Raw genomic sequence first — 20,958 nt, 5'->3', positions numbered from 1 at the left:
AGTTACGGCTATACAATTGACCGAACAGAAATTTACTATCGCGACCCAGTAAACGTTCAGCTTCCACAATTGTCTGCTCGTTGTAAATATCAAAGAATTTGCTGAAAAAAAACAAAGCAAATGCTTGCTTATCAATTTTTTGAGCAGTTGCTACAGATTCTGGGAAGAGAACAATGCAATTGCCTTCTAAAAATCCCTTTGATGCTATTCCCATTTTTATACATTGAAACGGTGATACATAATTATTTGTATATTTTGAGGCGTCAGCAAGATAGGTCGTTTCATGACGATATCCTGTAACTAATTCCAGCCGGAATCCTTCTGGATCAGGACCGTTCGTTGCACGCATGGGAGCCAAGAAAAAAAGGGAGCATCTGGTAATGGTGCTTTGAAAGCAGCTAAAGTGTTATCAAATTTAGGAGGAGTAGTGAAACCGCTGAGCATCCACTGATGAAGATCCTCAGAAGTGATCGCTAAAAGTTTTGGAGATAATCCGTCCAGAATATTGGCATGGTGATTCAGCAGAGTGATCAATTCACTGATCATATTACGGTCTGCTGGAGTTGGTTCTTTAATACTCCCATCTCGTTCTTGGCGCATACGGAATTTGTCAACCAAGTTAACAATGGAAAGAAGTGCTTCAGATTTTTTCATGATGCGCTGGCTTTAACGAATGGAGCAAAAAGGTCATTGGCACTTGTCCAAAATTTTCGATAATCCTTAGCTTATAGCGGTTTGCAGCAACCGACGTTGTGATACAAGCATCTGCTTTTTCAGCTTTACAAAGAACGGCTGCATCAGCATTGCTGTTGGCAAATATTTTGTCGTATTGATGAGCTAAAGATTGAGGGGCAGGATGAGTCGCTACGGTTTTAATTTCATCAGCGTTGTTGTGTTTAGCTAAAACCATAGAGTGAGTAAGCATGATAAAGCTGTCAAATAATTGCATGTCACCTAAACGGGTAAATATGAGTGTGTGCAAATCAGGGTAAGCAGCACAGCTTAGGAGATAACCATCTTTTTTTTTTTGAGCAAGTTCATTAAATGCTTCTTCAAGAGTTGCGTATAAAATAATACGGGATCTTGAGTGAGTGGATGAAATATTTTTATTGTGATTGTCAAGCCACCATTGCGCTGCAGCTGCACAGTTGGTCTCTGCAGGGCCAAGTGTATAGATAAAAGGATTATTTTCAGATTGCATAATTTCTGCTCTTTTGATTATGTGCCCAAATTTAAGCTAGTGCAATATGGGGCGTATATCAAGTACAATACATTAAGTAATTGAGTGCTTTATAAAATATAGAGATATATGAAAGAAAATTTACGATATAGTTTGGTCTTGTCATTATTCTATCATATCGTAAAACATTGTCGTTTAGGGGAGCCATTAGGCAAGAAAAAATCTACCTAGGGTGTATTTATTAGATATGTTAGAGAATTATTGGAATAGTTAAGAAAAGGTGGATGATACATAAACCGCACTGCTCTATCATTTTTTGGATGATCAGCGTTTTTGAACTATTTAATACTTATTGTAGGTGGATAATGAGCAAAGTGCTAAAGCGTGAACATCTTTGCCATAAAACGCGATATATTTAACTTCTTAATTAAGATAATACTTTAAAAAGTCATTCTACAGTTGTTACTGTATTGAATATATGAAAGGCAATCATCATTGTCTTGTTTGTAAAAGAAACATGAAATATAACTCTTAAATTAGAGTAGGCAGATCTTTTTCCTTCTTTGGAATTGTTAAGAAGGTCAAATTAAACCTTATTGAAGTCACAGAACCTAAAGAAACAGTTGTTCTCTTGAAAAGATCAAAGGTAAAACAATATGCGTGAGATTTTGAATCATTTTGATAGGCCCCTGAATGAAAATATTTTAAATAAAAAGAGTTCTGTTCAGGAGACTCAAAACTTTTCATGCCAATCACACCCCAAACGGTTTTATAGACAAGTGAAGATTGCTTGTGAGGAGGGTGGCTTTACGATTTTGTTGGATGAACGTCCCGTTAAAACGCCAGCAAAGCGCCGTTTTCTTGTGCCAACGGAAGTGTTTGCTGAATTCATTGCGCAGGAGTTTGAGAGCCAAAAGCACGTTGTTGATCCTGCAAAAATGCCGATGACGCGTCTGGTTAATACTGTTATTGATGGTATCGCTGATGATATGCAGGGCGTTTTTGAAGATTTATTGCGTTTCGTTGCCTGTGATATGATCCTTTATCGCGCACAAACCCCTAAAGAGTTGGTGCAAAAACAATCTGAGCAATGGGATTCTTTATTGGATTGGGCGGAAGAAAAACTAGGAGCACGGTTTTATTTGACGGAAGGGCTGATGCATGTGGAACAAGCACCAGAAGCCATTCAAGCGGTGAGCAATTATTTACGTAGCGTTGAGTCTCCTTATATGCTTGCTGCACTTCATATGATGACAACCTTAACGGGATCTGCTCTTATTGCTCTTGCGGTTGCTGTGGGAAAAATTGATGCCGATCATGCTTGGTCTATTGCCCATTTAGATGAAGATTGGATGATGGAACAATGGGGAATGGATAAAGAGACAATGGCACGTCGCGCTCATAAAAAAGTTGAATTTAAGGCTGCTGTTACAATTGTCTCAACTTGTTTATAAGTTTTTTTCACTACAGTATTTTTGTGATTTTTTGAGGATTGATTTTTACTTTTTCAAGTCCGGGAAATACTTTATTGGTTATACTTAAGATTGCTTCGTCATTAGCTTGGATAAAATACCATTGGTTATTATGAAATAGGGCAATAATTTCAGTTTGAATAGAGCATTTTTTTCCAACATTTGCTTTGGTTACAAGCTCTACTGGTATAACAAAATAAGGAATGCCATTATCAAGTGTCCCTTCACGTTTTTGTTTTTGGTCAATGTGGATACTTTCAATCTTATAATTTTCTGCCAACTGTTCGATTTGGCTTTTCATGATTTGCCGAAATTGTGATTGACTAAGATTTTTTTTAGCGGTTAAGCTGTTGATGATTTCGGGAGGGAGAGCATTTAAGATGGCATCTGCATCGGCATTTTTAAGTGCTTTACTATAAGCAGATGTTGCTGTTTCAAGGGCGGTGAGTTTTTGGTTTGTAATTGTATGTGCTTGTGTTGTTGATGAGATAAGAGCAATGCATAAAAGAATGGAAACGAGAAAACAAATTCGCTGCATTATAAACCTTGTTAATTCATGTGAAGAGATTCACAATAATTATAAAGGAAAAGTAGATAAGTAAAAAGCCTCTTGCATTCTTGTACACGGAGAATATCCACAAAAATGGAGGCTTTTGCCTCCATTTTAAAAACCAAAAAAATGCGTATGATTGTTTAAACAGAATAGTACATATCAAATTCAACAGGATGGGGCGTTGTTTCGTAACGCAGAACTTCTTGCATTTTTACTTGAATGAAGGAATTAATCTGATCATCATCAAAAACATCGCCAGCTTTAAGAAAGCTACGATCTTTGTCAAGTTCTTCAAGTGCTTCACGCAGATTTCCTGAAACGGTAGGGATTTCTTTGCGTTCTTTTAAGGGAAGATCATAAAGATCTTTATCCATAGCATGTCCAGGGTGAATTTTGTTTTTGATTCCATCAAGACCAGCCATTAAGAGGGCTGCAAATGCTAAATAGGGATTTGCTGTTGGGTCTGGAAAACGAACTTCTACGCGTTTTGAATTTGGCGAAGAACTCATTGGAATACGGCAAGATGCAGAACGATTACGTGCCGAATAGGCAAGAAGGACAGGAGCTTCATAACCAGGAACCAAACGCTTATAGGAATTTGTAGATGGATTGGTAAAGGCGTTGATTGCTTTTGCGTGCTTAATGACACCACCGATAAAAAATAAACAGGTTTCTGAGAGTCCGGCATATTCATTTCCTGCAAAAATGGGTTTACCATCTTTCCAAATGGAGATGTGAACATGCATTCCAGATCCATTATCACCAAATACTGGTTTGGGCATGAAGGTTGCTGTTTTTCCATAACTGTTTGCTATTTGATGCACAACATATTTAAAAATTTGCATCTTATCTGCTTCGCGAACGAGCGTATCGAAACGAATACCCAATTCATGTTGACCCGCTGCCACTTCGTGATGGTGTTTTTCAACATGTACTCCCATATCTTTGAGTGCTGTGAGCATTTCAGAACGCATATCTTGGCAGGAATCAATAGGGGGAACGGGCAGATAACCTCCCTTCATTCGTGGGCGATGTCCTAGATTGCCTGTTTCATATTCCGTATCATCATTGGAGGGAAGTTCACTTGAATCGAGCTTAAATCCAGTGTTGTAAGGGTCCGTTTTATAGCGCACATCATCAAAGATAAAAAATTCTGCTTCTGGACCTATATTGATTGTATCACCAATACCTAAAGATTTCATATAAACCTCAGCTCTTTTGGCGATAGAACGAGGATCTCTACGATAAAACTCACCAGAGACAGGATCAAGGATGTCACAAAATATAACCAAAGTAGATTGAGCAAAAAAAGGATCAATATGCGCTGTTTTGGGATCAGGCATTAAAACCATGTCAGATTCATTAATTGTTTTCCAACCCGCAATTGAAGAACCATCAAACATAACGCCATCACTAAAGGTATCTTCGCTGATCTCTGCGATATCCATTGTAATGTGATGCAATTTTCCTCGTGGATCAGTAAAACGTAAATCAACAAAACGGATTTCGTTGTCTGCAATCTGTTTGATAATATCTGATGCGGTTGTCATATTCAATTTCCTTAATATGGCGTTGAGGGTGATAAAAAGTGAATTTTTGTTGTCTATTAAAGAGCATCGACTCCGGTTTCGTCAGTTCCTATACGAATGGCATCATCAATGGAAAAGACAAATATTTTTCCATCTCCTATATGTTTTGTTTGCGCTGCTTTACGTATTGCATCAACAGTTTGTTCCAGTTTTTCATCGGATACAACAATTTCAATCTTTACTTTAGGTAGAAAGTCAACAACATATTTCGTACCACGATAAAGTTCTGTATGTTCCCTTTGACGACCAAAACCTTTCGCTTCTGTTACTGTAATACCATGTAGTCCAATTTTTTGAAGCGCTTCTTTTACTTCATCAAGTTTGAAAGGTTTTATAATGGCTTCAATTTTTTTCATGCTGAAATTATCTCCAACGTTATTTTGTCTTTTTAGACTGCATCACATTATATTGACAACTATAAGATGTCCAACAGATACTTTGTGCACAAAAAGTCGAAAACAATAATACTCTATGCTCTTGGAGGAGCGTTTTTTGTAGAATTAAACTAAAATGCTGGAAAAAAATTTAACTTCTTTTGTACAGAATTAAAATAATATAATAAGAGAGTTTTATTTCTTTTTTTGAATAATAGTTTGATTTATAAGAACAATTAGGAACTTCTCACATTGAATAAGAAATTCTAGTAGCGTGAAATTTTTTCATTTTAGATCTTTTTACTGTCAATCAATCAAAACGATACCTTTGTATATCCTAAATCGTATGAGTGTGTGGATAAAATATTAGAGAGAAATAAAAAATGCCTATAATAGGCGGCCTTTCAAATATAAAGGCTTTGGGGTAGCAATGGGGACTGGCAAATATCATGATAACGGCTTTTTTCACGTCATAAGTATAGAGATGCTGGTGTACAGCGATGAATATACCATTTACGGGGGATGTTGTGAAATGGGCTTGGAAGCATTGAGAAATGTCACTTTAAAACAAGGGGTTGGAATGAGCAATACAAATATATTCGGTTTTGGGCGTTTTGTCCTTTCGTGAGGCGCATGATCTTATTTAAAGAACGCGATAAACAAAAGTGTGAAGCAATGCGCAATCTTTATTATAAGATTTTATTGCGGATGCTTTTGAAAGTCATCAAGATGAGAATTAAAAGGAGAAGCTTAAAGATGAAAACTTTTTTATGCCTTTCAAACTTATTATTCTTCCCAAATTAAGCTGTCTAATCATTTCAGATATAAGCCAAGAAGAGAAAAGATATACAATTATACGTGCGTTTCTATTTGACAATACGAAAACTGAAACAGCTTATAAAGCGCTAAATCATTTCAGTCTTATTTCAAATATGCTGCTACACTGGAATGAGAGGTTAATTTATAGGCAACAATAAAAATACAGGCTTTGTTCGTATGCTGTATTTTACAAGGGGTAGTCTTTTTAAGCGTTTGAATTGTAGAGAGATTGGCGTAGTAAAACATCTTTTAGAAATTTTCCTGTATAGGAAGCGGGAACTTTAATAATGTCTTCAGGGCGTCCAATTGCAACGATTTCACCACCGCGATCTCCACCTTCTGGTCCTAAATCAATAATCCAGTCGGCAGTCTTGATAACGTCAAGGTTATGTTCAATGACGATGATAGTGTTGCCTTGATCGACCAGTTCATGGAGCACTTCAAGAAGTTTGGAAATATCGTGAAAATGTAAACCTGTTGTGGGTTCATCTAAAATGTAGAGTGTACGTCCTGTTGTTTTGCGTGAAAGTTCTTTTGCAAGTTTTACACGTTGTGCTTCTCCACCAGAAAGCGTGGTCGCTTGCTGCCCTACTTTTATGTACCCCAATCCCACTTTCATGAGGGTTTCCATTTTATTATGAATAGCGGGAACAGCGTGGAAAAATTCCTCTGCCTTTTCGATTGTCATATCCAAAATATCAGCGATAGACTGCCCTTTGAATTTTATTTCTAATGTTTCTCGATTATAGCGTTTTCCTTTACAGACATCACAAGTCACATAGACATCCGGTAAAAAGTGCATTTCAATTTTGATGACTCCATCACCTTGACAGGCTTCGCAGCGCCCTCCTTTAACATTAAATGAAAAACGCCCTGCTTTATACCCACGGGCTTTTGATTCTGGCAGTTCGGCAAACCAGTCACGAATCGGTGTAAAAGCGCCTGTATAGGTTGCGGGATTAGAGCGTGGGGTGCGTCCAATGGGAGACTGGTTGATATCGATGACTTTATCAAGAAATTCTAATCCTTCAATTTTATCATAGAGAGCAGGGCTGTGATGACTGCCCATGATCTGATGTGATGCTGCTTTAAAAAGCGTTTCAATAAGAAATGTTGATTTTCCTCCTCCAGAAACACCGGTTATGCATGTGAAGGTTCCAAGAGGGATATTCGCACTGATATTTTTAAGGTTATTGCCTTTGGCACCAATGACTTTAAGGGTTTTTGATTTTGATATTTTGCGTCGCTCAGTCGGCATTCTAACAGCCATTTTTCCTGAAAGATATTGTCCTGTGAGAGAGGCTGGATTCTCTATAATTTCTTGCGGTGTTCCTTGTGCTATGATTTTACCACCATGAACGCCCGCAGCAGGGCCCATATCGACCACATGATCTGCCGTGAGAATAGCATCTTCATCATGTTCAACAACAATGACTGTATTGCCAAGATCGCGCAAATGGCGCAGCATTTCCAAAAGACGTTCATTATCCCGTTGATGTAAACCGATGGATGGTTCGTCTAAAATATAAAGAACGCCTGTAAGACCAGAACCAATCTGGGAGGCTAATCGAATGCGTTGACTTTCTCCTCCTGAAAGAGTCCCTGAATTTCGAGATAAGGTAAGATATTCCAATCCTACATGATTTAAAAAGGCGAGGCGTTCGCGAATTTCTTTTAAAATACGTACCGCGATATTACGTTGTTTTTCCGTGAGATATTGATGGATATTGGCAAACCAATCATCGGCTTTTAGAATAGAAAGATCTGATATTTGCCCAATATGCATTCCATGGATTTTCACAGCAAGTGCTTCTGGTTTTAAACGATAACCGTGACAAGCTGGGCAAGGTGAAGAAGACATATAACGCTCAATTTCTTCACGAGACCAAGCAGAATCGGTCTCTTTCCAGCGTCTCTCCATATTGGGGACGATTCCTTCAAAAGGCTGTATCGTTTTATGCGAACGAAAATTATTTTTATAGATAAAAGAGATTTCATTTTTTTTTGTACCGTAGAGAATAGCTTGTTGTGCTTCATCGGAGAGTTTATGCCACTGGTCTGTGAGTTTGAAACCGTAAGCTTTTCCTAATGCTTCTAAGGTTTGGCTATAATAAAGCGAATCTGATTTAGCCCAAGGTGCAATGGCTCCGTCTTTTAGGGTAAGATTTTTATTGGGCACAATTTTTAGCGGATCCATTGCCTTTTTGATACCCAGTCCATCGCAAAGAGGACAGGCTCCAAAAGGATTATTGAACGAAAAAAGGCGTGGTTCAATTTGAGGGATAGAAAAGCCTGATACAGGGCAGGAAAACTTTTCTGAAAAAAGAATCCGTTTGTGTGTATCATTTTTTGACTTATGAGCAGCTTCTTTTGTCGTTTCTTTTTGTGCCAAGGGTTGGTCTGCCATTTCAGCAATGGCAAGTCCATTTGCTAGCTGTAAACAGGTTTCTATACTATCAGCCAAGCGAGAGGTGATATCCTTCTGTACAACAATGCGGTCTACCACGACATCGATGTCGTGTTTATACTTTTTATCAAGAGGTGGAATATCGGCGATTTCATAGAATTTTCCATCAACTTTAGCGCGTTGAAATCCTCTTTTTAAAAGTTCTGTTAGCTCTTTTTTATATTCTCCCTTTCTTCCTCGTACCAAGGGGGCCATAATAAAAATTCGCGTTTCTTCTGGTAAGGACATAATTTGATCCACCATTTGACTTACCGTTTGGCTTTCAATGGGGAGTCCTGTAGCAGGAGAATGAGGAATACCAATACGTGCAAAAAGGAGACGCATATAATCGTGGATTTCAGTGACAGTGCCGACCGTTGAACGAGGATTGCGGCTGGTTGTTTTTTGTTCAATGGAGATGGCTGGGGAAAGGCCATCGATACGGTCGACATCAGGTTTTTGCATGACTTCTAAAAATTGGCGCGCGTAAGCTGAAAGGCTTTCAACATAGCGGCGTTGTCCTTCAGCGTAAATTGTATCAAAAGCTAAAGATGATTTCCCTGATCCCGAAAGTCCTGTTATAATAATGAGTTTATCACGAGGAAGATCGAGATCAATATTTTTAAGGTTATGCTCACGTGCACCGCGAATGGAGATATATTTTTGATGAGTCATATTTTACCCTTGGTAAATGCAACAAAAATTGAGCTTCTAAAATGGAATAAAATTGTTTTTTTAAAATTACAACATACTTAACCACTTTAACGCAGAAAGAAGGTATAAGTTTTATGAAAAGAAAAATACAAATTGAATAGCTTTTTATTCTCTACTGATGGAATAAACTATGCGTTATTATCATATTTTGTTATAATGACATGGATGCAATATTGGAAAAGGATAGCAATATCCACATTGGAGGTCAATTGTAGACATGTAAATTGAAGGTCAAGATGATTATAACTGTTTATATAACAGACTATTTACAAATTAAAATTTTGGAGTTTATACGATGGCTGGTAGCCTTAATAAAGTTATTTTGATTGGTAATCTCGGGGCAGATCCTGAAGTCCGCCGTTTGAATTCTGGAGATCAAGTGGCTAATTTGCGTATTGCGACTTCTGAAAGTTGGCGTGATCGGAATACAAATGAGCGAAAAGAACGCACTGAGTGGCATAATATTGCTATTTTTAATGAAAACCTTGTCAAAGTTGCAGAACAATATTTAAAAAAGGGAAGCAAGATTTATATTGAGGGGCAGTTACAGACACGGAAATGGCAAGATCAAAATGGAAATGATCGTTATACAACAGAGATTGTTTTGCAAAAATACCGTGGGGAATTACAAATGCTTGATGGGCGTGGGGGAGTGAGTGGGGAACAAGGAGCAAGTCAAGGCGGCGGTTATAGTGGTGGCTTTTCGGATAGTAGCTCAAATCAGAGAAATGCTTTTGGTCAAAATAATAGCCAAGGGGGAGAAAGTTTTTCTCACAAATTAGATGATGACGTCCCTTTCTAAGAGTCTTTAAATCACAGTTCTTTATGGTTTATTTGTTTCAGATTTTTGAAGTTTAGCGATGTGGAAACTGTTTATTATTATTGGTAATTTTTAAGAGCAATTAATAACATCTTGAAAAATATTGTTAAATTTCTTTTTTGTTATGAGAGAGAAATTAGTATTTTGGTGTATTTTTCGATATAAACAAAGTGAAATGATTCTTTTTTGAAAGTTTTGAAATTGTGACCGATCTTACTCCACAGCCAGAACGTGATGTGCTGACCGGTATTGAACCAATCAGTATTATTGATGAAATGCAACGTTCTTATCTCGATTATGCGATGAGCGTAATTGTCTCGCGTGCACTCCCAGATGTCCGTGATGGTCTTAAACCTGTTCATCGACGTATCCTTCATGCTATGAATGAGATGGGGCTTGTCTTTAATAAGCCGTATCGTAAATCTGCTGGTGTTGTTGGGGAGGTTATGGGAAAATTTCATCCCCATGGTGATGCTTCGATTTATGATGCTTTGGTGCGTATGGCGCAGGATTTCTCTTTGAGAAATCCATTGATTGATGGTCAAGGAAATTTTGGTTCTGTTGATGGTGACCCTCCTGCTGCAATGCGCTATACAGAGTGTCGTTTAGAAAAAGTTTCAGAAGAGCTTTTAGCTGATATTGATAAAGATACTGTTGATTTTCAGGATAATTATGATGGGCGTGAACGTGAACCGGTTGTTTTACCAGCGCGTTTCCCTAATCTTTTGGTTAACGGATCAGGGGGGATTGCTGTGGGGATGGCAACCAATATTCCGCCTCACAATCTTGGTGAAGTTGTTGATGGTTGTATCGCTCTGATTGATAATCCCGATATCACACTCGATCAAATCATTGAAATTATTCCTGGTCCAGATTTCCCTACAGGGGGGATTATCCTTGGCCATTCTGGTGTTCGTTCAGCTTATGAAACAGGGCGTGGCTCCATCATTATGCGTGCTAAAGTTGATATTGAAGAAATTCGCAGTGGTCGACAGGCAATTATTGTGAGTGAGATTCCTTATCAAGTTAATAAGGCAACAATGATTGAAAAAATGGCCGAATTGGTGCGTGATAAACGCATTGAGGGAATTTCTGATTTGCGTGACGAATCGGATCGTGATGGATATCGTGTCGTTATTGAGTTGAAGAAAGATGTTGTTGCGGAAGTTGTTTTAAACCAATTATATCGTTATACGCCACTGCAAACTTCTTTTGGTTGTAATATGGTTGCGTTAAATGGGGGAAAACCTGAGCAAATGACGTTGCTTGATATGCTTCGTGCATTTGTTGCTTTTCGAGAAGAGGTTGTTAGTCGGCGAACAAAATATCTTTTGCGTAAAGCGCGTGAGCGGGCCCACGTTTTGGTTGGTCTTGCCCTTGCAGTTGCCAATATTGATGAAATCATAGCGCTTATTCGCAAAGCGCCTGATCCGCAGACAGCGCGTGCACAATTAATGGAGCGACGCTGGTCAGCTGTGGATGTTGCGCCTTTGATTAAACTTATTGATGATCCCCGTCATATTATTCATGAGGATAACACTTATAATCTCTCTGAAGAGCAAGCGCGTGCTATTTTAGAATTGCGCTTGCAACGCTTGACAGCCCTTGGGCGTGATGAAATTGCTGATGAATTGAATAAAATTGGTGTGGATATTGCTGATTATCTTGATATTTTGGCATCGCGTGTACGCATTATGCGTATTGTTAAGGACGAGTTGAGTGCTCTCCGTGAGGCATTTGCTACGCCGCGACGTACCGTATTTGGCTTTGGTAGCGCTGAGATGGAGAGTGAAGATCTGATTGCGCCAGAGGACATGGTGGTAACGGTGAGCCATAGTGGCTATATTAAGCGCGTTCCTCTTAATACCTATCGTGCACAGCGCCGTGGTGGTAAGGGGCGTTCTGGTATGTCCACGAAGGATGAGGATTTTGTAACGCGATTGTTTGTCGCCAATACGCATACACCGGTTCTTTTCTTTTCATCACGTGGGATTGTTTATAAGGAAAAAGTTTGGAGACTACCGTTGGGGACGCCGCAATCACGTGGGAGGGCTTTGATCAATATGCTTCCCTTACAACAAGGCGAACGCATCACGACGATTATGCCTTTACCCGAAGATGAAGCAAGCTGGAGCGCATTGGATATTATGTTTGCGACAACACGTGGGACTGTCCGTCGTAATAAATTATCAGATTTCATTCAGGTCAATCGTAATGGCAAAATTGCAATGAAACTTGATGAAGAAGATGAAATTCTTTCTGTTGAAACTTGTACAGAACATGATGATGTTGTTCTCACAACAGCTAATGGACAATGTATCCGTTTTCCCGTTGTGGATGTTCGTGTCTTTGTGGGGCGTAATTCTGTGGGGGTTCGTGGTATCAATTTAGTTAAAGGCGATAAAGTCATTTCGATGACAATTTTAGAGCATGTCGAGGCGACATCCATTGAGCGTTCTGCTTATATTAAGCGTGTGATGAATGAACGGCGTGCTGCTGATGCAGATGCTGATGTTGAAGATATTATTACTCTTGATGAGGAAGATGGGGGTGCTGAAACAGAGTTAACAGATGAGCGCTATGCAGAACTTTATGCACGTGAACAAATGCTTTTGACGGTGAGTGAATTTGGTTATGGTAAACGCTCTTCTTCCTATGAGTTTCGGATTTCGGGACGTGGTGGAAAAGGGATTCGTGCAACGGATCCCTCTAAAACAGCTGAAATTGGTAAATTAGTAGCGGCTTTTCCGGTCAAAGCGCAAGATCAAATTATGTTGGTATCAGATGGGGGGCAGCTTATTCGCGTCCCTGTTGAGGGAATTCGTACGGCAGGGCGCTCAACGAAGGGTGTGACAATTTTTAATACAGCCAAAGGTGAAAGAGTCGTATCGGTTGAGCGTATTTCTGAGCCTGAAGATGATACGAGTTCATTAGAAGATGAAGGTGAAGAGCATTCCGATAAAGTTGATATGAGCGAAGAAAAATAATTTGGAAGAGGGTGGAATGAAATCATGAAAATTGCTCTTTACGCAGGTTCCTTTGATCCTCTTACAAACGGTCATCTTGATGTTTTAAAAGGGTGTTTTGTGTTAGCTGATAAAGTGGTCGTCGCTATAGGTATACACGCTACTAAAAAGACACTCTTTAGTTTTGAAGAGCGTGCTGGTTTCATTACGCAGGTAGGGAAAGACGTGCTTGGTGCAGATTTTAATCGTTTGCAGATTCTTTCATTTAATAACCTTCTTATTGAGAAGGCGCGTGAAGTTGGTGCTTCATTTCTCATTCGTGGGTTGCGTGATGGTACTGATCTTGATTATGAAATGCAAATGGCAGGGATGAATGGCATTATGGCTCCTGAATTGCAAACTGTTTTTTTGCCAGCAAGCGTTTCTGGACGTGTGATAACATCAACATTGGTCCGTCAAATTGCTTCTATGGGAGGGGATGTGACATCATTTGTACCGCCCAATATTGCACAAGCTTTGCATTCGAAATTTCAGTCTTTTAAGGAAAAATAATTGTGTCTCGTAGATTTTTTGCTGTTTTGATATGTATTTTTTGCTTTTTTTCATTGTCTGCTGTTGCTGATAATTCGAACCCAGCAAGCGATGCAAGCCTGCTTGTGTTATCTCTCAAAGATGGTGATGTTATTATTCGTCTGCGTCCTGATTTAGCACCAAAACATGTTGCGCAAATCAAAAAACTAACAGAGGAAGGGGCTTATAATAATGTTGTGTTTCATCGCGTTATTCCTGGCTTTATGGCACAAACTGGTGATGTAAAGTTTGGAAAAAAAGGCAGTATAGATTTTGATCTAAAACGCGTTGGTATGGGAGGTTCAAATTATCCCAGTATACCGGCTGAATTTTCAAAGCAGCCGTTTAAGCGCGGTACTGTTGGGATGGCACGGTCACAAGATCCAGATTCCGCTAATTCTCAATTTTTTATTTGTTTTGACGATGCTACTTTTTTAAATGGTCAATATACGGTTGTTGGGGAGGTTATAAAGGGGATGGATGTTGTTGATAAAATTAAAAAAGGGACCACAAGTAATAATGGATCTGTAACAAATCCTGATGTTATTCATGCTGCGACTTTACAAATTGAAAGATAAATCAAAGGAGTTTTCATATGGCTGAGGATAAAAATCCAGAGAATACCTTAATCCTTGAGACAACGAAGGGCAGGGTTGTTATTGAGCTTTTTGCTGATTTAGCGCCTTGTCATGTTGAACGTATTAAAGAACTTGTCCGTGAAGGTGCTTATGATAATGTCATTTTCCATCGCGTTATTGATGGTTTTATGGCGCAGACTGGGGATGTGCAATTTGGAAAGAAGGATGGTGAAAAATTTAATTTATCACGTGCGGGGATGGGTGGTTCAGAAAAACCAAATTTAACAGCAGAGTTTTCAAATCTTTCTCATAAGCGTGGTACAGTTTCTATGGCACGGAGTCAGAATCCAAATTCTGCTAATTCGCAGTTTTTTATTTGTTTTGCAGATGTTCCATGGCTTGACCGTCAATATTCCATATGGGGGCAGGTTGTTGAGGGGATGGAAAATGTTGATAAAATTAAACGTGGTGAACCTGTTATTGATCCTGATGCAATTACCAAAGCTGTTATTGCTGCGGATGAAGAATAGTATAAATTCTACGCGTTTCAATGATAAATTTCTAAAAGGAAATATTCTTTTCTGATCAATAAGGATATACGGGACTCTTTTGTAGTATCATACTTACCTTTCATATTCTTGAGCTAAGAATTCTCCATTATTCCCTTCAACCGTGATCTTCACGAATTGACGCCAAGGATTTGTACGAACAGCTGTTAGGATAAGAAAAGACAAAGTCAGTTATGTTATAGGGGTATTATTTTGCAAAGTGTTTTATAAAAAAGCCAGTACTTCTCTTCGATCCATTGCCAGTCTCTTAATGGTTTTATGATGTTGCTTTCTTGAAAAAACACGTGCTTTTGTTGCTGCTTGTATATCAACATCTAATCTTAATGCAGCAGCATGTTTAAAAATACATATTGAGACGAATAAGAGCCTAACGGCTCCAGCGTTCATATACAAGGTGAAGCACGAGCGTATTGTGTATATTCTTATTGGTGTAATCTCTAAAATAGGAAGGCTGCATAATTGGGGAAGAATATAAAGGTGTAAAGGTGAAAAAAAAGTAAGTCGTGCCATCTCCTTTTTAGTTTGGCTGTACTTTTTTTAAAACCATTTAAAGTAATACCTATTAAATGACAAAGATTATGCATGGTTTTACGCTCTTTTCTCTCATTTTTATGGAGGAATGCTTTAAACGAAATACTCTTGTGTTGCATATTTACGCGTTTTTTAAGAAACATCTCTTAGAGCACATCAACATTTATTTCACGATGGTATTCATGACACGTATAATTTCAAGCTGTAAATAGATAGTATAGATCTATTATAAATCTCCATCTTTAAGCCTGTGAAGGAGAAAGGCAGCGCTGTCACACAATTTTCAAGTTTCCAATGTTACAACAGAGTCTTTGGTATTTGAGATTTTTCATAAAAAGCGTTTGTCTCCCTTTTCAAATGTTTTTATTGTGACATGTTAATCTCTCAATGTGTAAGAAAAATGATTTTAGTAGATCGAACGTACGCAGATTTGAAATGAAAGAATTTTACGGCACTAAAGTTCTTTGTTCAACGTGTAGGAATAAATTATGATTAAAAATCAATGTATTGATGCTGTTTTTCAAATATTGTTGTTAATAGAATATTTATATCAAAATTTTAGTTTTGCATCTCAATACAGCTTGGTTCTGTAATTTGAACGTAGATAGTCAATTTTATCATGATGACTACTTATAGGCGGCAATTTTTAAAATTTTTTCTGTATTTTATAATAGACTGTTTATTATACTTTATACCAGTGGATTTTTTTTGGGGGCAATGACTTTATCTTTTGCATTGAGGATTTTTATTTTTTGATTGAATGAAGAATTTTTCATATCTGTGCTTTTTTAAAATTTTGATCAATCGATTAATGTGGATAAGGGGAAGTTTTATAAGAGCACTACAGTGATGTTGGCTGTCATGTATAATTTTAAAGAGCGCTATATTTTTAACGTTATATTGTACGAATGTATGTGCAAAATATTGAAAACAAAAAATTATGATCTTTCTATTTAGAAACACAGTGAAGAAAAATATGAGGTGTCGTTTTTTGTTTTATGAAGAAATCTCTGAATAACTTTAAAGGTAATTTTATTTACATGTTAATAAATTGATTTATAATGATAATTTATTGTTTTGTATATTGAATGAGCGCTCTAAATATTGTAAGATCTTTTATATTTAAACTTCTTTGCCACCCTAAAGGATGAGTTTTTATGCGTGTTGGTTTGTAAGCAGTTTTCTTTTTGCGGTGGGTACCATCTGTGGATTTAGTCATTCAGTTGAAGCAATCAAAACCACTCTTTTTACATGTCACAAGTGCGATTGGTATGGAAAAAAACGATTGGACTAAAAATGCTTCTTATGAATGCTCTCATGTGTCAAGGGCGCTCTCAATGTTGTAAGCAAATTAATGATAATGCTCATTTATACTTTTATTCAGCATAAGAATCGCATTGCTCAAAACAGCAGGTTATTTAAATTACATATTCGCATGCTTTTAAAAACAACACTCTTAGTGTTTCCAAGCCTATTTCGTGAATGATCTAACGGTAAAGTCCCTATGAAATAATATAAAACTTATCAACTAGCACCATCTTTATGCTTAAGAGCTTCATAAAAGAGCAAGCTGTCACCATCATACATTTTTTGCTAGCTTCCAATGTTCGCTGATAAGCTCTTGGTACTTGAGAACATTCAAAAGAGGCATTTTTAGTCTTTTCTTATACTGCTTTGCTTACACGCTTATCCCGTTTATGATGTGTAACTAAGTGATTTTGATTGATTTAACATAGAACAGGTTTGGAATGAGAGCATCTCACGTTATTCGGGGCTCTCATTCAATATGCAAAAAGTGAATTATTCTTATAGGCAAATCTCTTGCCCAATAGATGAAAAAATTTATTTATCAAAGTAAAAAAATATCGGAAGCAAATATGTTCAAAAATTTCTTTTATTCGTACAAAATTATCGCTTATGAAAGTACGTAAAGGTGAGATTATTGAGATAATAATTTAACAGTTCTATCAAGGCCTTGCTGCGTCCTGACTGGAGGCAACATTGCAAGCAGCGCGCCGGCAGACAAAAATAAACTGATCACAGGAACGATTACGACGAGTGATATTCTCAACAGTACTGATACTAAAGCCAAGTAGCCGTGGTTTTAGTATTTCTGCGAGTGGTTCCATGTACCGAGGAAAATATGGCGTTGCAAAAAACGAAGCGTAGATATTCTAAGGTATGATATTTTTTCTATTTTCTGAAGCGAGATTATTTCCTTATTATGGTGATTTCTGAATAAAAAATTTTCTTTTATCTCGTTTAATTTTTTATGCTGGTTACAATATTGATCGAATCAATAATTAATTCATAAAGCTTATGACAATGCTCGTAAGGGAGATATATTTTTTCTTTCTATAGAGATATGCATTGATGGAATCAAAAAGACAAGAGTGATGATAAAGACATTTCATTATAGAAAAATTGCTCAAGATGGGTATGCACGTCGAGGTGAAATCATTACTGGACGGGGATGTGTTCGTACACCTGCTTTTATGCCTGTTGGGACAGCAGGAACCATTAAGGCTATGTATATGGACCAAATACGTGATCTTGGAGCAGATATCATTTTAGGGAATACTTATCATTTAATGTTACGTCCAGGGGCTGAACGTGTTGCTCGTTTGGGAGGATTACATAAATTTTCACGCTGGAATGGACCTATTTTAACGGATTCTGGTGGTTTTCAGGTTATGTCATTGGCGGGTATCCGAAAAATTACCGAAAAAGGTGTGACTTTTYGCTCTTACATTAATGGAGCCTACTATGAAATGAGTCCAGAGCGTTCTATCGAAATTCAAGGACTTCTTGATGCGGATATCCAGATGCAGTTGGATCAATGTATTGCATTACCGGCCACTGAAAAAGAGATGGAAGAAGCTATGGAACTTTCATTGCGGTGGGCACAACGTTGTAAAACAGCTTTTGGGGATCAGCCAGATAAAGCATTGTTTGGGATTGTTCAAGGTGGTGATAATATGAAACTGCGTGAACGTTCTGCTCAAACATTAAAGGAAATGGATTTAAAAGGTTATGCGATTGGAGGGCTTGCCGTTGGTGAGCCGCAGAGTGTTATGACAGCAGTGTTGGATACTACTTGTCCAATTTTGCCAGAAGATAAACCACGCTATCTCATGGGAGTGGGGACTCCTGATGATATTTTACAAAGTGTTGCGCGGGGTGTTGATATGTTTGATTGTGTTATGCCAACGCGTGCAGGGCGTCATGGCCTAGCTTTTACGCGCTTTGGTAGAATTAATTTACGTAATGCGCGTTATGCAGAAGATCCTCATCCTCTTGATCCACAGTCACTTTGTCCGGCAGCAAATGATTATAGTTGTGCTTATTTGCATCATTTGATCAAATCTGGTGAATCTCTTGGAGGTATGTTGTTGACTTGGAATAATCTTTTTTATTACCAGCAACTGATGCAAGGAATTCGGGATGCTATTGAGGAAGGCTGTTATACTGATTTTTGTGCTGAAACGCGTGCTCTGTGGACACAAGGACGCTAAAACACTTCTCATTTAATAGTGTAATAGTGCGTTACTTACAAACTTTACGCAAAAATGAAATTATAAACGCCTTTCCAAAATATAAAGTTGCACTATCTTAAAACTTAAAGGTGCACTTTTATGGGGCACATATTCTGTTTGTCATTATCAGACAAAACAGAAACTGTTACTCCGGTACGCGCTACCTGATCCGGAGAAAAACAGTTTATTTCTGTTTCTGATGACTGTTTAAAGCAACAATGTTAATGAGGCGTTAGCGAACTCTTAAAGAAGTATGAAAATTGTATTTTTATGCGTTTCTTTGTGTTTTTTATCGATCAAGGTAAAAAATGTATTACATAAAGAAGAACAGATAAATTTTTTAATCAAAAAGTACTTATATTATTATTTATTTATATGAAAAAATCATAATAAGTTGCATGAATATTTCAAATTTCCAAGGAGTGCGTTAGATAAAAACTGTCTTATGCTATTTCTCTATGAGATAGAGGGGGATATCTCTAGAATAGGATTATTTAAGCAATGGAAAAATCAAGCACCATTATCATGAGAATTAAAAAAAACTCTGCAATAACGCATAAAGATAGCGTACGTGTTGAAATTATCGCTTATCGACTTTGGGGGTGTGCATTAACGAAGAAACAATAAAGTGGAGAGAAGTTTTATACTTGTATCAAGATAATGATGAGATATCGTTCACTTATTTCAAATGTGTTCTTCAATAAATTTTAGAGTTGTTTATAATGTATGATACATTGTTTTAAAATAAAGATTTTAGGGGAAAATTGAAACTACTGAAAAGAGAAGACAGAGTTTATTATCTAACTTTATTATCTGGCAGGGCTTATAAAAATAGTTAAAGACATCTATAACCGTTAGTTTTTTTTAAATCCTTCATTAAAGATCTTACTTAGAACTTCATAAAGTGCTTATACATCAAAATGTTTCTAAAACTTTATTGGGGACGATTTAGCATGCGTCTAACAATATTTTGAATTTTTATTTTTACGTATTACAGATATCTACGGCTAAAACTTTTATCCAGAAGTGATGATATGAAGGATTCTCATAAACAAAACATTTTTGCATTGGGGATTGATTCAAGAATACGGCGTTTAGCAATTTTAGCTCTTGCCGTGGGGAGTTTTGCTATTGGGACTGCAGAGTTTGTTGCAATGGGGCTCTTGCCAGAGATGGCGCGAAGTTCATATGTCGATATTCCTACTGCGGGTCAATATATTTCTGCTTATGCATTAGGGGTTGTGATTGGAGCACCTCTTTTAGCTGTTGCGACAGCTCAGATATCACGCAAAACTGTTTTAATAGGGTTGATGTTTTTTTATGCCTTAGCAAATATTGCTAGTGCTTTTTTTTCTGATTTTAGCATATTAGTTGCATTACGCTTTCTCAGTGGTCTTCCCCATGGAGTCTATTTCGGACTTGCGGCTATGGTTGCTGCTTCAATGGTGGAAATGAATGAACGTTCTAAAGCTGTTGGATCTGTTATGCTTGGCTTAACCATTGCAACCGTTTTAGGAGCACCGGGGGCTACTTGGATTGGTCAACTTATTGGTTGGCAGATTGCTTTTATCCTTGTGGGTATGATTGCTTTATTGTGTTGTTTGCTTATTTGGAATTTTTTACCTAGCGATTCAAGGACTTTAAGAACGAGCCCTTTACACAAAATGGGGGCATTAAAGCAAAAGAAGGTCTGGCTTCTTTTGGCAATGGTTTCGGTAGGAGCGTCAGGATTATTTTCTGTTTTCACGTATATTAAGTCAACACTCATGCATATTTCTGGTGTTTCACTTGAGTGGGTGCCCTTTATCATGCCCTTAGTTGGATTGGGGATGGTGGTAGGAAATCTCTTGGGTCCTAAATTAGCTATTAAAATAGGCATTTCGCCGATGATATTTTTTTCTATGTTTTGGAGTGTGTTTGTTTTTTTTCTTTTTTTCTTTTTATCCTATGCTCCGTTAACAGCAGCGATAGGATGTTTTTTGGTTGGGACTTCTTTTGCTGCTATGCCTTCTATACAAACAAAAATTATGGACGTTGCAATACAGGGACAGATTTTGGCAGGAGCATTAATGCAGTCTGCTTTTAATATTGCCAACGCTCTTGGTGCAGAAGCTGGAGCATTGGTTTTAAAATTGGGCTATAGTTATGAATATACAGCTATTTTAGGGAGTGTTCTAACTTTGTGTGGTTTAATGATTTTTTGCGTCTCATGGTTTATGGAGAAGCATGCTTAATATTTTT

14 protein-coding genes and 2 pseudogenes are annotated in these 20,958 nt (G+C 37.6%); 8 read left to right on the top strand and 8 right to left on the bottom strand.

Annotated features, from left to right (window positions below):
- The 3 genes and pseudogenes from CEV08_RS09825 to CEV08_RS09815 form a co-directional block, all read right to left on the bottom strand.
- Nucleotides 1-349, bottom strand: a pseudogene (locus tag CEV08_RS09825) (DUF6421 family protein); the annotation flags it as partial.
- On the bottom strand, nt 301-654 hold the full coding sequence (locus CEV08_RS09820; protein ID WP_245407018.1) for a hypothetical protein: 354 nt from the start codon (nt 652-654) through the stop codon (nt 301-303). The pseudogene CEV08_RS09825 and the gene CEV08_RS09820, both read right to left, overlap by 49 nt.
- Nucleotides 641-1,201 (bottom strand): hypothetical protein, encoded by a 561-nt coding sequence (locus CEV08_RS09815; protein WP_245407017.1) that lies wholly within the window; start codon nt 1,199-1,201, stop codon nt 641-643. Before CEV08_RS09815 ends, CEV08_RS09820 begins: the two co-directional genes overlap by 14 nt.
- 635 nt (nt 1,202-1,836) lie before the next feature.
- Here CEV08_RS09815 and CEV08_RS03435 point away from each other — a divergent pair.
- Entirely contained in the window at nt 1,837-2,634 is a 798-nt protein-coding gene (locus CEV08_RS03435) for an ATP12 family chaperone protein (protein ID WP_100130383.1), read from the top strand.
- 10 nt (nt 2,635-2,644) lie between these two features.
- Here CEV08_RS03435 and CEV08_RS03430 read toward each other — a convergent pair whose 3' ends face one another.
- The 4 genes from CEV08_RS03430 to uvrA all read right to left on the bottom strand — a co-directional run bounded on the left by CEV08_RS03430 (nt 2,645) and on the right by uvrA (nt 9,108).
- Nucleotides 2,645-3,190, bottom strand: coding sequence for a hypothetical protein (locus CEV08_RS03430; RefSeq protein ID WP_100130382.1), 546 nt, complete (start codon nt 3,188-3,190; stop codon nt 2,645-2,647).
- A gap of 155 nt (nt 3,191-3,345) precedes the next feature.
- Nucleotides 3,346-4,755, bottom strand: a complete 1,410-nt coding sequence (glnA, locus tag CEV08_RS03425) for a type I glutamate--ammonia ligase (RefSeq protein WP_100130381.1) — start codon at nt 4,753-4,755, stop codon at nt 3,346-3,348.
- Nucleotides 4,756-4,811: 56 nt separating this feature from the next.
- Nucleotides 4,812-5,150, bottom strand: coding sequence for a P-II family nitrogen regulator (locus CEV08_RS03420; RefSeq protein WP_012231938.1), 339 nt, complete (start codon nt 5,148-5,150; stop codon nt 4,812-4,814).
- 1,042 nt (nt 5,151-6,192) lie between these two features.
- The gene (gene uvrA / locus CEV08_RS03405; protein ID WP_100130378.1) at nt 6,193-9,108 is read right to left on the bottom strand and encodes an excinuclease ABC subunit UvrA; all 2,916 of its coding nucleotides are present in this window, start codon (nt 9,106-9,108) and stop codon (nt 6,193-6,195) included.
- Nucleotides 9,109-9,442: 334 nt separating this feature from the next.
- On the opposite strand from uvrA, the gene ssb reads away from it, so the two are divergent.
- From ssb to CEV08_RS03380, 5 genes and pseudogenes are all read left to right on the top strand, one after another.
- Complete coding sequence (ssb, locus tag CEV08_RS03400; RefSeq protein WP_100130377.1) at nt 9,443-9,949, top strand: single-stranded DNA-binding protein; 507 nt, start codon at nt 9,443-9,445, stop codon at nt 9,947-9,949.
- 221 nt (nt 9,950-10,170) lie between these two features.
- Complete coding sequence (gene gyrA, locus CEV08_RS03395; protein ID WP_100130376.1) at nt 10,171-12,954, top strand: DNA gyrase subunit A; 2,784 nt, start codon at nt 10,171-10,173, stop codon at nt 12,952-12,954.
- 24 nt (nt 12,955-12,978) lie between these two features.
- Nucleotides 12,979-13,498, top strand: a pseudogene (coaD, locus tag CEV08_RS03390) (pantetheine-phosphate adenylyltransferase).
- On the top strand, nt 13,488-14,081 hold the full coding sequence (locus tag CEV08_RS03385) for a peptidylprolyl isomerase (protein ID WP_100130374.1): 594 nt from the start codon (nt 13,488-13,490) through the stop codon (nt 14,079-14,081). The pseudogene coaD and the gene CEV08_RS03385 overlap by 11 nt, the downstream one beginning before the upstream one ends.
- A gap of 17 nt (nt 14,082-14,098) precedes the next feature.
- A complete protein-coding gene (locus CEV08_RS03380; protein WP_100130373.1) occupies nt 14,099-14,611 on the top strand; it encodes a peptidylprolyl isomerase in 513 nt (170 codons plus the stop codon).
- Between the two features lie 2,537 nt (nt 14,612-17,148).
- Here CEV08_RS03380 and CEV08_RS09480 read toward each other — a convergent pair.
- Nucleotides 17,149-17,310: a hypothetical protein gene (locus CEV08_RS09480; RefSeq protein ID WP_180753541.1), complete on the bottom strand. Its 162-nt coding sequence runs from the start codon at nt 17,308-17,310 to the stop codon at nt 17,149-17,151.
- A gap of 267 nt (nt 17,311-17,577) precedes the next feature.
- Here CEV08_RS09480 and tgt point away from each other — a divergent pair, with 267 nt between their 5' ends.
- Together tgt and CEV08_RS03360 are read left to right on the top strand one after the other, a co-directional pair.
- Nucleotides 17,578-18,696 (top strand): tRNA guanosine(34) transglycosylase Tgt, encoded by a 1,119-nt coding sequence (gene tgt / locus CEV08_RS03365; protein ID WP_100130370.1) that lies wholly within the window; start codon nt 17,578-17,580, stop codon nt 18,694-18,696.
- A gap of 1,055 nt (nt 18,697-19,751) precedes the next feature.
- Nucleotides 19,752-20,951: an MFS transporter gene (locus tag CEV08_RS03360; RefSeq protein WP_100130369.1), complete on the top strand. Its 1,200-nt coding sequence runs from the start codon at nt 19,752-19,754 to the stop codon at nt 20,949-20,951.
- Nucleotides 20,952-20,958 lie beyond the last annotated feature (7 nt).

It is taken from the genome of Bartonella tribocorum, assembly GCF_002778015.1.
GTDB lineage: Bacteria > Pseudomonadota > Alphaproteobacteria > Rhizobiales > Rhizobiaceae > Bartonella > Bartonella tribocorum_B.
Note: the sequence above shows the minus strand (reverse complement) of the source record. Positions and strands in the feature narration are given on the sequence as shown.